Origin of the sequence: Flavobacterium endoglycinae (assembly GCF_017352115.1) — a bacterium.
Taxonomy (GTDB): domain Bacteria; phylum Bacteroidota; class Bacteroidia; order Flavobacteriales; family Flavobacteriaceae; genus Flavobacterium; species Flavobacterium endoglycinae.
In genome coordinates, this window is record NZ_CP071448.1 from 2186380 (window position 1) to 2200474 (window position 14095).

Annotated in this window: 13 protein-coding genes; 7 read left to right on the top strand and 6 right to left on the bottom strand. The window is 34.6% G+C overall.

Going from position 1 to position 14095, the window contains the following annotated elements:
* The first annotated feature begins 477 nt into the window (after positions 1-477).
* From leuC to leuB, 4 genes are all read left to right on the top strand, one after another.
* Positions 478-1872, top strand: a complete 1395-nt coding sequence (gene leuC, locus J0383_RS09495) for a 3-isopropylmalate dehydratase large subunit (RefSeq protein WP_207298156.1) — start codon at positions 478-480, stop codon at positions 1870-1872.
* Between the two features lie 157 nt (positions 1873-2029).
* Positions 2030-2626 (top strand): 3-isopropylmalate dehydratase small subunit, encoded by a 597-nt coding sequence (gene leuD, locus J0383_RS09500; protein ID WP_207298157.1) that lies wholly within the window; start codon positions 2030-2032, stop codon positions 2624-2626.
* 115 nt (positions 2627-2741) lie between these two features.
* Complete coding sequence (locus J0383_RS09505; RefSeq protein ID WP_207298158.1) at positions 2742-4262, top strand: alpha-isopropylmalate synthase regulatory domain-containing protein; 1521 nt, start codon at positions 2742-2744, stop codon at positions 4260-4262.
* Positions 4263-4380: 118 nt separating this feature from the next.
* On the top strand, positions 4381-5436 hold the full coding sequence (gene leuB, locus J0383_RS09510) for a 3-isopropylmalate dehydrogenase (protein ID WP_207298159.1): 1056 nt from the start codon (positions 4381-4383) through the stop codon (positions 5434-5436).
* Between the two features lie 91 nt (positions 5437-5527).
* Here the strand turns inward: leuB and J0383_RS09515 are convergent, their stop codons facing one another.
* On the bottom strand, positions 5528-5995 hold the full coding sequence (locus tag J0383_RS09515) for a DUF6252 family protein (RefSeq protein WP_207298160.1): 468 nt from the start codon (positions 5993-5995) through the stop codon (positions 5528-5530).
* 206 nt (positions 5996-6201) lie between these two features.
* Here J0383_RS09515 and J0383_RS09520 point away from each other — a divergent pair, with 206 nt between their 5' ends.
* From J0383_RS09520 to J0383_RS09530, 3 genes are all read left to right on the top strand, one after another.
* The gene (locus tag J0383_RS09520; protein WP_207298161.1) at positions 6202-6765 is read left to right on the top strand and encodes a 30S ribosomal protein S16; all 564 of its coding nucleotides are present in this window, start codon (positions 6202-6204) and stop codon (positions 6763-6765) included.
* 15 nt (positions 6766-6780) lie between these two features.
* Positions 6781-7305: a ribosome maturation factor RimM gene (gene rimM, locus J0383_RS09525; RefSeq protein WP_207298162.1), complete on the top strand. Its 525-nt coding sequence runs from the start codon at positions 6781-6783 to the stop codon at positions 7303-7305.
* Positions 7306-7366: 61 nt separating this feature from the next.
* Positions 7367-8074, top strand: a complete 708-nt coding sequence (locus tag J0383_RS09530; RefSeq protein WP_207298163.1) for a tRNA1(Val) (adenine(37)-N6)-methyltransferase — start codon at positions 7367-7369, stop codon at positions 8072-8074.
* Here the strand turns inward: J0383_RS09530 and J0383_RS09535 are convergent.
* From J0383_RS09535 to J0383_RS09555, 5 genes are read right to left on the bottom strand one after another with little or no spacing between them, the layout of a single operon-like run.
* Positions 8071-9366 (bottom strand): HlyD family secretion protein, encoded by a 1296-nt coding sequence (locus J0383_RS09535; protein ID WP_207298164.1) that lies wholly within the window; start codon positions 9364-9366, stop codon positions 8071-8073. The two genes, J0383_RS09530 and J0383_RS09535, sit on opposite strands and share 4 nt — an antisense overlap.
* Before the next feature lies 1 nt (position 9367).
* On the bottom strand, positions 9368-11560 hold the full coding sequence (locus J0383_RS09540) for a peptidase domain-containing ABC transporter (protein WP_207298165.1): 2193 nt from the start codon (positions 11558-11560) through the stop codon (positions 9368-9370).
* Between the two features lie 14 nt (positions 11561-11574).
* Positions 11575-12405, bottom strand: coding sequence for a DUF6625 family protein (locus tag J0383_RS09545; protein ID WP_207298166.1), 831 nt, complete (start codon positions 12403-12405; stop codon positions 11575-11577).
* A gap of 33 nt (positions 12406-12438) precedes the next feature.
* Positions 12439-13491, bottom strand: coding sequence for a vitamin K epoxide reductase family protein (locus J0383_RS09550; protein WP_207298167.1), 1053 nt, complete (start codon positions 13489-13491; stop codon positions 12439-12441).
* The gene (locus J0383_RS09555) at positions 13400-13978 is read right to left on the bottom strand and encodes a hypothetical protein (protein WP_207298168.1); all 579 of its coding nucleotides are present in this window, start codon (positions 13976-13978) and stop codon (positions 13400-13402) included. The genes J0383_RS09550 and J0383_RS09555 overlap by 92 nt, the downstream gene beginning before the upstream one ends.
* Between the last annotated feature and the right edge of the window lie 117 nt (positions 13979-14095).

Here is a 14095-nt window from a genome sequence, read left to right on the forward strand (position 1 = left end):
TTATTTCATAAAAATTCATAAAAATTCACTTCTTGGATGTCGTAGTATTTCAATTGTTTATTGAATCTAAATAACGCCCAAAAAACATCATTTTAAGCTTTATAAAAGTGAAAAAGCACAAAAGAGACCACAAAATCAAAACTAACAATTATTACTATTTTTATTTGTTTTGTTACATTTTTTCGAATTAAACCCTCCATTTTATGGTGATTATGAGATAAATTTGCAAACTATTAAAACAAAAAACAATCAAGCAGAATTAAATCTGAAAAAGAAAAACAAAATCAGTTTCTAAATCATTTTTCTTTCAAATTTGAAGTTGCAAAAGCCTATTGGCAATTTGTAATTTAGTTTGGGTATCGTATATAATGAAATATTGAAATTGACGCTTTTTTATCTTTTTTTACTTTTGTTTTGCTATTATAATGAACAGGAAATTGCTGTGGTTATAGAAATTACAATTTAAAAAAATAAAAAATGAGTAAGACATTATTTGACAAAGTATGGGATTCACATGTTGTGCGTAAAATTGAAGATGGGCCAGATGTGTTTTTTATTGACCGCCATTTCATTCATGAAGTTACGAGTCCTGTTGCTTTTTTAGGATTAAAATCAAGAGGCGTTAACGTTTTATACCCAGAACGTACTTTTGCCACTGCAGACCACAATACACCAACCATAAACCAACATTTACCAGTTCAGGATCCTCTTTCTGCAAACCAGCTGAAAGCTCTTGAAGATAATGCGAACGAATACGGAATTTCGCACTGGGGATTAGGTCACCAAAAAAATGGAATTGTACACGTAGTGGGTCCTGAAAACGGAATTACTTTGCCAGGCGCTACTATTGTATGCGGAGATTCGCATACGTCTACTCACGGTGCTTTTGGAGCTATCGCTTTCGGTATCGGAACTTCTGAAGTTGAAATGGTGCTTTCTACTCAATGTATTATGCAGCCTAAACCAAAGAAAATGCGTATTAACGTAAACGGACAACTTAGTAAAGGTGTTGGACCAAAAGACGTTGCGCTTTACATTATTGCTCAATTAACTACTTCTGGAGGAACGGGTTACTTTGTTGAATACGCTGGTGATGTGTTTGAAAACATGACTATGGAAGGTCGTATGACGGTTTGTAACTTAAGTATCGAAATGGGTGCTCGCGGCGGAATGATCGCCCCTGACCAAACTACTTTTGATTTCTTAGAAGGAAAATTATACGCTCCAAAAGGAGAAGCCTGGACTAAAGCTGTTGAATATTGGAAAACACTAAAAACAGATGCTGATGCGGTTTTTGATGCTGAATTAAACATCAACGCTGCTGATATCGAGCCAATGATTACTTATGGTACTAACCCAGGTATGGGAATTGGTATTACAAAACATATCCCAAGTGCAAAAGAAGTTGAAGGCGGTGAGGAAACTTACAAAAAATCTTTAGCTTATATGGGCTTCAACGAAGATGATGTAATGATTGGAAAACAAATCGATTACGTTTTCTTAGGAAGCTGTACAAACGGACGTATTGAAGATTTTAGAGCTTTCGCTGAAATTGTAAAAGGAAGAAAAAAAGCAGATAATGTTACCGCTTGGTTAGTTCCTGGATCTCACGTTGTTGAAGCACAAATTAAAGAAGAAGGAATTTTAGATATCCTGACAGAAGCTGGTTTCGTACTACGTCAACCTGGATGTTCTGCTTGTTTAGCCATGAACGACGATAAAGTTCCTGCTGGCAAATATGCAGTAAGTACTTCAAACAGAAACTTTGAAGGTCGCCAAGGTCCCGGTTCTAGAACTTTATTAGCGAGTCCGATTATGGCTGCTGCAGCTGCTGTTACAGGAAAACTAACGGATCCAAGGGAGCTTTTTTAATTTTAGATTGAAGATTTTAGATTGCTGATGTAACTGAATCCAAATGTCTTCAAATGAAATTGACTAACATTATTAAAACAAAATATTTTAGATTCAAAGTTTTACGTTTTCAAAAGAAAATCTAAAATCCAAAATCTAAAATCTAAAATTCCAAAAAATGGCATACGATAAATTTAATATACTTACAAGCAGCGCAGTGCCGTTGCCAATTGAGAACGTAGATACAGATCAAATTATTCCAGCTCGTTTCTTAAAAGCTACAAAACGTGAAGGCTTTGGAGATAATCTTTTTAGAGACTGGAGATACAATGGAGATGATACTCCAAAAGCAGATTTCGTTTTAAACAACCCAACTTATAGTGGAAAAATCCTTGTAGGGGGAAAAAACTTCGGTTCTGGATCTTCTAGAGAGCACGCTGCATGGGCAGTTTATGATTACGGATTCCGCGCTGTAGTTTCTAGTTTCTTTGCTGATATCTTCAAAGGAAACTGTTTAAATATAGGTGTTTTACCAGTACAAATCAGCCCAGAATTTTTAGCGAATATTTTCAAAGCTATCGAAGCTGATCCAAAAACAGAATTAGAAATTAATCTTCCTAACCAAACCATTACTTTATTGTCAACTGGCGAGCAAGAATCTTTTGCTATTAACGGTTACAAAAAGAACAATCTAATTAATGGTTTTGACGATATTGATTACTTACAAAACATGAAAGAAGAGATTAAAGCTTTTGCTGATAAACTTCCTTACTAATAGCAATATCATTCAGTCTATTAGACCCGAAAGGCTTCAAAACCTTTCGGGTCTTTCTAAATTAATAATACGAACCCACTATCATTTCGAAATTAAAGAAATATAGAATATCAATATGGAAAAAAGAAAAATTGAAATAATGGATACGACGCTTCGTGATGGTGAGCAAACCTCGGGAGTATCATTTTCTGCTGCAGAAAAACTGACCATTGCGCAATTGTTGTTGGAGGAATTAAATATTGATAGAATCGAAATTGCTTCGGCGCGCGTGAGCGAAGGAGAATTTCAAGCTGTAAAAGGCATTACTTCTTGGGCTGAAGAAAAAGGATACATTAATAGAATTGAAGTTTTAACGTTTGTTGACGGAGGAGTTTCAATCGACTGGATGAAAAAAGCGGGTGCCAAAGTGCAGAATTTATTGACCAAAGGTTCAATGAATCACTTAACGCATCAGTTGAAAAAAACACCCGAACAGCATTTTTCAGAAATCGCTCAAATTATTGCTTTAGCCAAAAAAAATAACATTGAAACCAATGTTTACTTGGAAGATTGGAGCAACGGAATGCGAAATTCTCCTGAATATGTTTTTCAGTTTTTGGATTTCTTAGCAACTCAACCAATTAAAAGAATATTACTTCCGGATACTTTAGGGGTTTTAATTCCGTCTTTGACTTTTGAATTTATTTCAAAAATTAAAGCAAAATATCCAAATATCCATTTTGATTTCCATGCACACAACGATTACGATCTAAGTGTTGCCAATGTTATGGAAGCTATAAAAGCGGGAATCAATGGACTTCACGTAACGGTAAACGGAATGGGAGAACGTGCCGGAAATGCACCTCTTGAAAGCACAGTTGCGGTTATCAACGATTATTTGCCACAAGTAAATATCAATGTAAAAGAAACTTCATTGTATTCTGTCAGCAAATTGGTTGAAACGTTTACAGGTTACAGAATTCCTGCGAATAAGCCAATTGTTGGCGACAACGTCTTTACACAGACAGCCGGAATTCATGCTGATGGAGACAACAAAAACAATCTTTATTTTAATGATCTTCTTCCAGAACGTTTTGGAAGAAAACGTAAATACGCTCTCGGAAAAACTTCTGGAAAAGCCAATATTGAAAAGAATCTTCAAGAATTAGGTTTAAAATTAAACAACGAAGATTTGAAATTGGTTACCCAAAGAATTATTGAATTGGGCGACAAAAAAGAAACCGTAACGAAGGAAGATCTTCCATATATTATTTCTGATGTTTTGGACAGTCATACTTACGAAGAAAAAATCAAAATCGAATCTTATATATTAGTCCACTCAAAAGGAATGCGCCCTTCGACTACTTTATCTTTAAATCTTAACGGAGAAATAATCGAGGAAAATGCGCAAGGAGACGGTCAGTTCGATGCTTTTATGAATGCTTTATCTAAAATTTACAAAAGCAAAAAACTAACACTTCCAAAATTGATTGACTATGCCGTGAGAATTCCGCCTGGAAGTAGTTCTGATGCCTTGTGCGAAACCATTATTACATGGGTCAACAACGGTAAAGAATTCAAAACCCGCGGATTAGATTCAGATCAAACCGTTGCAGCGATTATTGCAACGCAGAAAATGTTGAATATTATTACTTAAGGTACTAAGAGGCTAAGGTTCTGAGGCTCTAAGATTTTTCTTTGACCTCAGAACCTTAGCATAAAAAACTTAGAACCTTAGCAACTCAGAACCTTTGAACCTTTTAAAAAAATATAGAATGAAATTAAACATAGCCCTTTTAGCCGGAGACGGAATCGGACCAGAAGTAATCGATCAAGCTGTAAAAGTATCAGATGCTGTTGCGCAAAAATTTGGACATGAAATCACTTGGAAACCAGCTTTAACAGGTGCTGCCGCAATTGATGCAGTAGGTGAACCTTATCCAGATGCAACACACGAAATCTGCAAAAATGCTGACGCCGTTCTTTTTGGAGCAATTGGCCACCCTAAATACGATAATGATCCTTCTGCACCAGTACGTCCTGAACAAGGTTTGTTAAAGATGCGTAAAGCTTTAGGTTTGTTTGCAAACGTAAGACCAACTTTTACATTTCCATCTTTATTAGACAAATCGCCGCTAAAAAGAGAAAGAATCGAAGGAACTGATTTAGTTTTCTTAAGAGAATTAACTGGCGGAATTTACTTTGGTGAAAAAGGAAGAAAAGACAACGGAGATACTGCTTATGACAACTGTGTTTACACAAGGGAAGAAGTACAGCGTTTGGCTAAAAAAGGCTTCGAATTAGCAATGACTCGTTCTAAAAAATTATGCTGCGTTGATAAAGCAAACGTTTTGGAAACTTCACGTTTATGGAGAGAAACCGTTCAGGCAATGGAAAAAGATTATCCAGAAGTTGAAGTTTCATACGAATTTGTTGACGCCGTTGCTATGCGTTTGGTTCAATGGCCAAACTCTTATGACGTATTAATTACTGAAAACTTATTTGGAGACATTTTAACAGATGAGGCTTCTGTAATTTCTGGTTCAATGGGATTAATGCCTTCTGCCTCTATGGGAGCTGAAGTATCTTTATTTGAACCTATTCACGGTTCATATCCACAAGCTACAGGATTAAACATTGCGAACCCAATGGCGACTGTTTTATCTGCTGCTATGATGTTCGAAAACTTCGGATTAATGGAAGAAGGAAAAGCAATGAGAGATGCGGTAAACAAAGCCCTAGAAGCTGGAGTAGTTACTGAGGATTTAGCCAACGGAGGCAAAGCTTACGGTACTAAAGAAGTTGGTGACTGGTTAGCTGCGAATGTATAAAAGTTAATTTTGTTTCAAGTTTCAAGTTCCAACAACCTGAAACTTGAAACCTGAAACAAAAAAAGGGATCAGCTTTTCGTTGATCCCTTTTTTATTGAATTGGAACTTTATAGAAAACACCTTCAGTAAAATTAATGCTTGGTTTTTCTGTATTGGTTTGATCTTCATTAACTGCAGTAAATCGGAATGTTCCTGAAATAGTGTTGTTGGCTGTATTTAGTTCTGTTATTATAATTTGCCCGCTGCCCGAATTTGTTCCTGTTGAGAATGAAACTGCTGCTGACGGAAGTGTATTAGTATAAATTCCTTTTGACACATCATTGTTACCTAAAACATATGTTCCTTCTTCTGAAGAAGCAGTTTTTAAAATAACATTTTCATAACCTAGGGAGCCTTCTATTACAACAGTTCCATTTGTTTCTAAATGAGCTTTATACGTTTGTGCTCTCCAAAAGTCTTTGTCTTTTAAAGTTTGAAAGGCCGGATTATTAAATTTAACATCTTCTGTGCAAGAAGTAAAAAAACCTATCAGGCACAATAAAAAGATCCATTTTTTCATTTGTTGTGGTATTATCGAGAAAATTTTAGCAAAAGTATTGTTTTCTAAAGAAATAAGTAAAATAGAAACTCAGGCGAGTTGATTTTTTAACAAAAATCTAACTAAATACAATTATTATACATTTCAACGTATTATTGATAAAAAAATTATATCTTTGCGCCCTTAATTAACAGAGGTCGAGTACCTCAAAATTTAATCATAAGATTATGTCAGTAAAAATTAGATTACAAAGACACGGTAAAAAAGGAAAACCTTTTTACTGGGTAGTAGCTGCAGATGCACGCTCAAAAAGAGATGGTAAATACTTAGAGAAAATTGGTACTTACAATCCAAACACTAACCCAGCAACTGTTGAGTTAAACCTTGACAGCGCAGTTAAATGGTTACACAATGGTGCACAACCAACTGATACTGCAAGAGCTATCCTTTCTTACAAAGGTGCTTTATTGAAACACCACCTTGATGGAGGAGTTCGTAAAGGAGCTTTAACTCAAGAACAAGCTGATGCTAAATTAACTGCTTGGTTAGAAGCAAAAGCTGGAAAAGTTGACGCTAAAAAAGATGGTTTATCAAAAGCACAAGCTGATGCTAAAGCTAAAGCTTTAAAAGCTGAAAAAGAAGTAAACGCTAAACGTATCGCTGCTGCTGCTCAAGCTGAGGCTGATGCTATTGCTGCTGCTTCTGCAACAGAAGAGGCTACTGAAGAAGTTGCTGAAGCAACTGAAGAAGCTCCTGCTGCTGAAGAGAATAACGAAACAACTGAAGCATAATTTTACTTAGCGATAATGCGTAAAGAAGAATGTTTTTATTTAGGTAAAATCGCTAAAAAATTTAGTTTCAAGGGCGAAGTCTTAATCTACTTAGACACAGATGAGCCTGAGTTATACGAAAATCTGGAATCAGTGTTTGTTGAACACAACAAACACTTGGTTCCTTTTTTTATTGAATCAAGTTCTTTACACAAAAACGACTTTCTAAGGGTTCGTTTTGAAGATGTAAACACCGAAGAAGATGCTGATGCTCTTGTTGGAAACGCCATCTACCTTCCGTTAACTATGTTACCAAAACTTACAGGCAACAAATTCTATTTCCACGAAGTTATAGGTTTTGAAATCGAAGACCAGCGTTTAGGCGTTTTCGGTAAAATAACCTCAATCAATGATTCTTCTGCACAACCCCTTTTTGAAGTTTTAAATGGCGAAGTCGAAATCTTAGTGCCAATGATCGACAATTTCCTTGTAAAAATCGATCGTGAGAACAAAAAGGTAATCATGAATCTTCCCGAAGGTCTTGTGGAGATGTACCTTTAAGAAGTATTCAGTCACAGTTTTAAGTGTTCAGTTTTCCAACTGAACTTAAAAAATTTTCATCATGTTTAAATTTAAGCAATTCTCTATCAATCAAGATCGTTGCGCTATGAAAGTGGGCACAGATGGTGTTTTACTTGGTGCTTGGGCTCCTATTCATCATAATCCGTTTAGTATTTTAGATATTGGTGCAGGAACTGGAATTGTTGCTTTAATGCTGGCACAAAGAACTCATGCCGAACAAATTGACGCTTTAGAAATTGATGAAGACGCTTACGAACAAGCTGTTGAAAATTTTGAAGCTTCGCCGTGGGGAGATCGACTATTTTGTTTTCACGCTGGTTTAGATGAGTTTATCGAAGAACCAGAAGATGAATATGATTTAATTGTTTCCAATCCTCCTTTTTATGCTGAAGATTATAAAACTGAAAACGAACAACGTGATTTAGCAAGATTTCAAGATGCAATGCCTTTTGAAGAATTGGTTGAAGCCGCTGATTTACTTTTATCTGAAAATGGTATTTTCGCCCTCATAATCCCTTATAAAGAAGAAGAAAAATTTATTGCTTTAGCAAAAGAAGCAGCATTATATCCCATAAAAATTACACGAGTTAAAGGACATGCGACCTCACCTCTTAAACGTAGTCTGTTAGCTTTCAGCCGACATGAAAATACTGAAATCGAAATCGATGAATTAACAATCGAGATCGAAAGACATGTTTATACGCCAGAATATATTGAGCTTACAAAAGATTTTTACCTAAAATTTTAAACCTGTTCAAAAATACTTTTGAATTGGTATAAAACCCTTTCCAGCAGACGAAGGTCTTCGGTGACAATTTCAGCGCTTCCTTTCATTTCCTGCTGAAAAACGATTTGTTTATGGTACGAAGTCACCAGTCCGTTTGGAAGAGCGACATCCAGAAGCAGATTTCCGTCTTTATCCGGAACAAGCGAAATGTTTTTAATTTTTCCTTTTAAAACACCAAATTCTCTGTCTGGGAAATTAGCCAGACGGATATTAACTCTCTGCCCTACTTTTATTTTACCCGAATTCAATGCCGGCGCTTTTACTTTTCCGATAAAACTGTTTTTCGCATCCGGAATAATCGAAAAAACATTATCTCCTGCGTTTATAGTCTGGTTTTCTGTCCAGACCTGCAGAAAAGTAACCTTTCCGCTTATCGAAGATTTTAAGGCATATGCCAGTTCCCAGTCTCTTATAACTTTTTTTAGCTGGTAAAAGGACTGCGACACGCTGCGTCCGAGATTAACTTCTTCTTTAGTGCTGTTTATCTGCGAATTCTGGCTTGATTTTGTATTATCAATCAAAGAAGACTTTAACTGCGAAATGGAAGAAAGAAGACCTCGATAACTTTTCTGCGCCTGAAGAAAACTTAATTTTTTAGCTTCCATTTCCTGAGCTGAAATAATTCCTTTATTGAATAAGGTTTCAAAACGGGCAATTTCATTTTTCTGAAGCTCCAGCTCGCCTTCATTTATTATCTTCTGCTGCTGCAGAATTTCAAGCCTTTCCTTAATCTGGATTTTTTCCGACTGCTGTGCTCTGCTTTCCACTTCAAAAGGATGAAGGTCCTTGTTTAATTCCTGGGCCTGGTAATCTTTCTGGAAAACAGCATAAGCGCTTTCTATTTCCCCAAGCTGTTTGTTTTTAAGCAGAGTAAAAGGAAATTCTTTTCCCGGATCGTTAATATTATATCCTTCCACAATGCTTTTCAAAAGAAAAACATCTCTGTAATCGGCGGTATTTTCTATTATGGCAAGCGTACTGTTTTTAGAAACCGTGCCTTTATTTTTTACCAGAATTGCTTCAATTCGTCCTGATGATTTAGCTACAATTTTTTCGGGCGGAATATTAGTTGTAATTACAATTTCGGTATTGACAACATCGGGATATTTTACAAACCAGGAAATAAAAAACAGCATGACAATGATGACAAAAATCAAAACCGTTCCCCAGCGGATCATCCAATGCGGTACTTTGGTGAGGATGTCCTGCACTTCTTCACTTCTTAATTCAAATGTAGTAGTATCTTCTGCCATATTAATTTCCCAGCTGTAATTGGTTTTTTACCAGTTCAAAATAGTTTCCTTTCTGCTCTACAAGTGAAGTATGAGAACCTATTTCTATTATTTTTCCTTTGTCCAGAACTACTATCTGGTCTGCGTTCATGACTGTGCTTAAACGGTGCGCGATTACAATAACGGTTTTGTTTTTAAAGAAAACATCCAGTTTCTGCATAATTTCTTTTTCGTTATTGGCATCCAGAGCGGATGTTGCTTCATCAAAGAACAAGATTTCAGGATTCTTATATACTGCTCTCGCAATAAGCAGCCTTTGTTTCTGTCCGGTGCTCATTCCGGTTCCTTCGGCACCTATTTTTGTATTATATCCTAAAGGAAGTTCGCTTATATATTCTTTAATATTGGCCACATCGGCAGCATAAACCAGTCTTTCCTTATCGATTATATCAACTCCTATAGCAATATTATTGGCAATCGTATCGCTGAAGATAAATCCTTCCTGCATAACTGCTCCAATGTTTGCCCGCCATGCTCTCTGTGAAATATTTTTAAACTGTGAATTTCCAATTGTAATTTCTCCTTTTTCAGGTTCATAAAATTTTAAAAGCAGTTTCATCAAGGTTGTTTTCCCGCTTCCGCTTACCCCTACAACCGCCGTTACTTTATTAGCCGGAATAGTCAGACTTAAATTATCGAGAACAGGAATATCACTTCCCAGATAGCGGTACGATAAATCTTTGATCTCAATATCAGAATTATACGGAACATCACTGCTCTGATGGCTTTCCTGCTGGGTTTCATCTTCTTTCTCATGAATTTCTGATAATCTTGCCAGCGATATTTTAGCATCCTGAAGTTCTCTTACAAACTCAATTAACTGCGTAATCGGCCCGTTTAAACTCCCCACAATCGAGCTGATGGCAAGCATCATTCCCAGTGTAATAGAACCATCTATTACCAGTTTTGCCGATAGAAATATGATAAATATATTCTTTAATTCATTAATTACCGAAGAGCCTATAGTTTGTGTCTGTTCTAAAACCAGACCTTTTATTGAAACCCTGAAGAGTCTGGCCTGTACGTATTCCCAGCTCCAGCGTTTCTGCTTTTCGGCGTTATGAAGCTTGATTTCCTGCATTCCGTTAATAAGCTCCATCACTTTGCTCTGCTCCTGTGAAACTTCCGAAAATCGTTTGTAGTCTAATGCTTCCCTTCGTTTTAAAAACAAAACAATCCATCCGAAATAAAGAAGGCTTCCGGCAAAAAATACTAAGAATATTTTCAGATTGAAATAAGCAAGCACACCTCCTAAAACAAACATATTAATTACAGAAAACAATACATTGAGCGATGATGTCGTAAGGATTTTTTCGATTCTGCGGTGGTCATTAATACGCTGCATAATATCACCTGTCATTCTTACATCAAAAAATGAAATAGGCAGATTCATCAATTTAATGAAGAAATCCGATATCAATGAAATGTTTATACGGGTGGAAAGATGCAGCAGGATCCAACTTCTGATAAGTTCCAAACCTGTTCTTCCGGCAAAAAGGAACAGCTGCGCAAAAAGAATGAGATAAATAAAATGGATATTCTGGTTCTGGATTCCTATATCAACAATACTCTGTGTTAGAAAAGGAAAAATAAGCTGCAGTAAACTGCTGGCCAGCAGTCCAATGCTTAACTGGACCAGAAATGATTTATAACGGAGTACATACTGAGATAAAAGTCCAAAACCAAGCGCCTTTCCATCTTCTTTATCAAAATCCGACTGAAAGAATTTTGGAGTAGGCTCCATGAGCAGTGCAACACCTTCCTGAGTCTGGTCGTCGGCATTATTGCCAATCCAGAACTTCAAAAAATCTTCTTTATTATATTCGATCAAACCAAAAGCAGGATCAGAAATATAATACGTTCCTTTTTTGATTTTGTAAAGTACGACATAATGATTTTTATTCCAATGCAGAATACCCGGCAGAGGCGCTTCTTCCAGTCTTTCTAAACTCAGCTTGACACCTAAAGTCCTAAAACCGATTTTTTCAGCCGCATCGCTCAAAAAAAGCAGATTACTTCCTTCACGAGTCGTTTCACTGCTGTCTCGTAATTCCTGGATTCTGATTGTTTTGCCATAGTGTTTTGCTATAATCTTTAAACACGTTGGCCCGCAATCTTTAAAATCTGCCTGTTTATAATGCGTGAATTTTTTCAATTCTCAATTATTTCCTACCTCGAATGGTAAATTTTGGTTTTGCTAATGTAATATTTATCGGGCACTTTGAGAACTTTTTTATTTACATTATAAATCTTTTTAAACCAAAATAAATGATACATTATTCCCTCAAATTGGTTTTTGTAATAAATTCTACCATTATCAAATGTTATTCTCCCAGTTAATCCTTCAAGAAGAATAAAATCAAAATGAACTTTAATTTCATTTTTCAATTCTGCTTTTTTAATTATATGAGTAAAACTTTCAATTTCTGTATCCAGATCAAATATTGATTTCCCTGATGTCAACTCATCCCAAGCAAAGTTACATTCGTCAAAACAATAATGTTTGGAATTAGAAAGAACTTTCATATAGTCTTTACTTTTCATAAAAAAAGTATTCATTATTGGGTTGTTTTTATATAATGCAAAACATCCTGTTGTATAATCATGTCTAACACTAATGAAATCATATTTATCTAACATATCTATAGTAATAAAATCACGTATATTACCATAAATAATATCTAAATCACTTTGTCCCCAAAAATCATATTCCTCTATAATTTCTGGAAATAAAAAACCATAGGCTGGCTTAAAATCGCAGAGTTTATAAGGATAATCAATATTTACTTGAAAGCCAAGTTTTTCCGACGCATCTAATTTTAATTCTTCTAAAGTTTTAAGCACAATAATTACATTATCAGGTTTTCTCAATATAGTCTCTAAATTGTCTGTGATAATGTAAAAATCAATACTGGGATTAAATGCACAAGAATGTATAAAATAAGGGAAATACCATGGATATTCACCATACCAACAGGTTATAACTGCTATTGATTTCATTTACGAGCTAAAAATCATCTTCTATTAAATCATTTATAAAAACTCGAGGTTATCTCTACTGTATGTTTTTGGATATTCAAAACCATTGACAAAAATGGTGGGTGTGAAATTATAATCATTTTCTTCGCACCATTTGTATTGAGAGCTAAACATTTCATCAAATTCGATAGTTGCGTCTATGGGAAACAAACTAAACCATTCTCTTAAATTTTTGATCTCAAACCAATCATTTAATGCTTTGATAAAATCAGATTCGCCATTTTGTTGGTATATTTTTATCAAATTTCTAAATAGCTTTTTTCTCTCTTCGTTTTCTGTTTCAAAATTTGTTTTTAATATTATTTGTATTTGTAAATCATTATAATGTTTTTTTAAAATTGTCTCTATCAATTTGTGCGCACCTTTACAATGACTACAAAATGGACTCGAAATAACTGTAATTATAGTTTTACTTTCTTTATTGCCAACTAATAATAGGCTTTGTGGCAATCGAACTTTATTTTTTGAAAATAACGAGCTTTTGAAAATATCATAATTTCGCTCAAATCGAATAGCCTTTAATTGATATTCTTTCAATTCTTTTTGTTTGGTAAGCAATTTTTTCAAATTAGACCAAATTAGAGTTATTGACAAAAAAATAAATCCAAAAATAATTACTGCTTTGGTTAAAATTGTAAAAGTTATATTTTGAAGAAGAGCCAAATAACCCAACTCTAAAAGGATAATAGAAATAATAGACATACAAATGGGGCACCATTTTTTCTCGACAAATTTTTGATAATATACCGATAAAAATAAAATGGGAATGGATATTAAAAGCAGTATTTTTTGAATTGTAAAATAGTCTCTCACATTGTTAGAAAATAAGAACACCAGTAAGCCTAAAAATTGAGAAACAAAGAATACAATACTCAAATCACTAAAATTTACAACTTCAAAAATTTTCCATTTAGTAGAATCCACTACATTAGCACAACTAGTGGATGACGTCATATTACAAAAACTGTTGAGCAAGGTACTTTTTGTACCAAACAAATCCTTCAGGGCGGCAATAGAGAAAAAAAATACCAATAATTGGAAAAACAAGAAAAAGTTTAGTTAAAAAGTCTGTCTCGAATTGAGAAAGCAATAATGCAAACAACAATAAAGCGAAGATTTGTAAAACCTTTGATAAAGAACTTTTAGTTTGTTTTAGTGTTTCTTCATTTTCTAATTTCTCTATTAAAAGTACAATACCATTCCATCTTGATTCTAGTTCTGATTCAGTAATTGTTAACGTTTTTTTACCTTTATTCCAAAGAAAGATATTGTCTTTTCTTTCAACAAAGTAGAGTTGTGGGCTATTAGTTTCTTCATTTAAAAAAGTAACGTAATGATCTGGCAACAACTTAATATCAGAGACTTTTACTCGCATTACTCCATTCTCAATATTAAAAAAACTTAATGTGTCTGTAATTGATAGTAAAGAAGGATAATCGGGATGTGACTGATTTTGGAATAAGAATTCTTCTTTGTCGATGCCAATGTTTTCTTTGTCAAGGTATTGAAATAGGTAATTTAATTCATTTTTCATTTTTTCGAGTAAAATTTAATTGAGGCATTCATATAAGCTATTGCATTCCCATAATTTTAATTGATTCTTTTCCTAAAAGAAAAATTGTGTAAGAATCAATAGAAGGTTTTTGTTATT

What these genes read in the sequence shown, in the direction of transcription:
- leuC (WP_207298156.1), top strand. Translation starts at nt 478, where the DNA reads ATGAGTAAGACATTATTTGACAAAGTATGGGATTCACATGTTGTGCGT.
- leuD (WP_207298157.1), top strand. Translation starts at nt 2,030, where the DNA reads ATGGCATACGATAAATTTAATATACTTACAAGCAGCGCAGTGCCGTTG.
- J0383_RS09505 (WP_207298158.1), top strand. Translation starts at nt 2,742, where the DNA reads ATGGAAAAAAGAAAAATTGAAATAATGGATACGACGCTTCGTGATGGT.
- leuB (WP_207298159.1), top strand. Translation starts at nt 4,381, where the DNA reads ATGAAATTAAACATAGCCCTTTTAGCCGGAGACGGAATCGGACCAGAA.
- J0383_RS09515 (WP_207298160.1), bottom strand. Translation starts at nt 5,995, where the DNA reads ATGAAAAAATGGATCTTTTTATTGTGCCTGATAGGTTTTTTTACTTCT.
- J0383_RS09520 (WP_207298161.1), top strand. Translation starts at nt 6,202, where the DNA reads ATGTCAGTAAAAATTAGATTACAAAGACACGGTAAAAAAGGAAAACCT.
- rimM (WP_207298162.1), top strand. Translation starts at nt 6,781, where the DNA reads ATGCGTAAAGAAGAATGTTTTTATTTAGGTAAAATCGCTAAAAAATTT.
- J0383_RS09530 (WP_207298163.1), top strand. Translation starts at nt 7,367, where the DNA reads ATGTTTAAATTTAAGCAATTCTCTATCAATCAAGATCGTTGCGCTATG.
- J0383_RS09535 (WP_207298164.1), bottom strand. Translation starts at nt 9,366, where the DNA reads ATGGCAGAAGATACTACTACATTTGAATTAAGAAGTGAAGAAGTGCAG.
- J0383_RS09545 (WP_207298166.1), bottom strand. Translation starts at nt 12,405, where the DNA reads ATGAAATCAATAGCAGTTATAACCTGTTGGTATGGTGAATATCCATGG.
- J0383_RS09555 (WP_207298168.1), bottom strand. Translation starts at nt 13,978, where the DNA reads ATGAAAAATGAATTAAATTACCTATTTCAATACCTTGACAAAGAAAAC.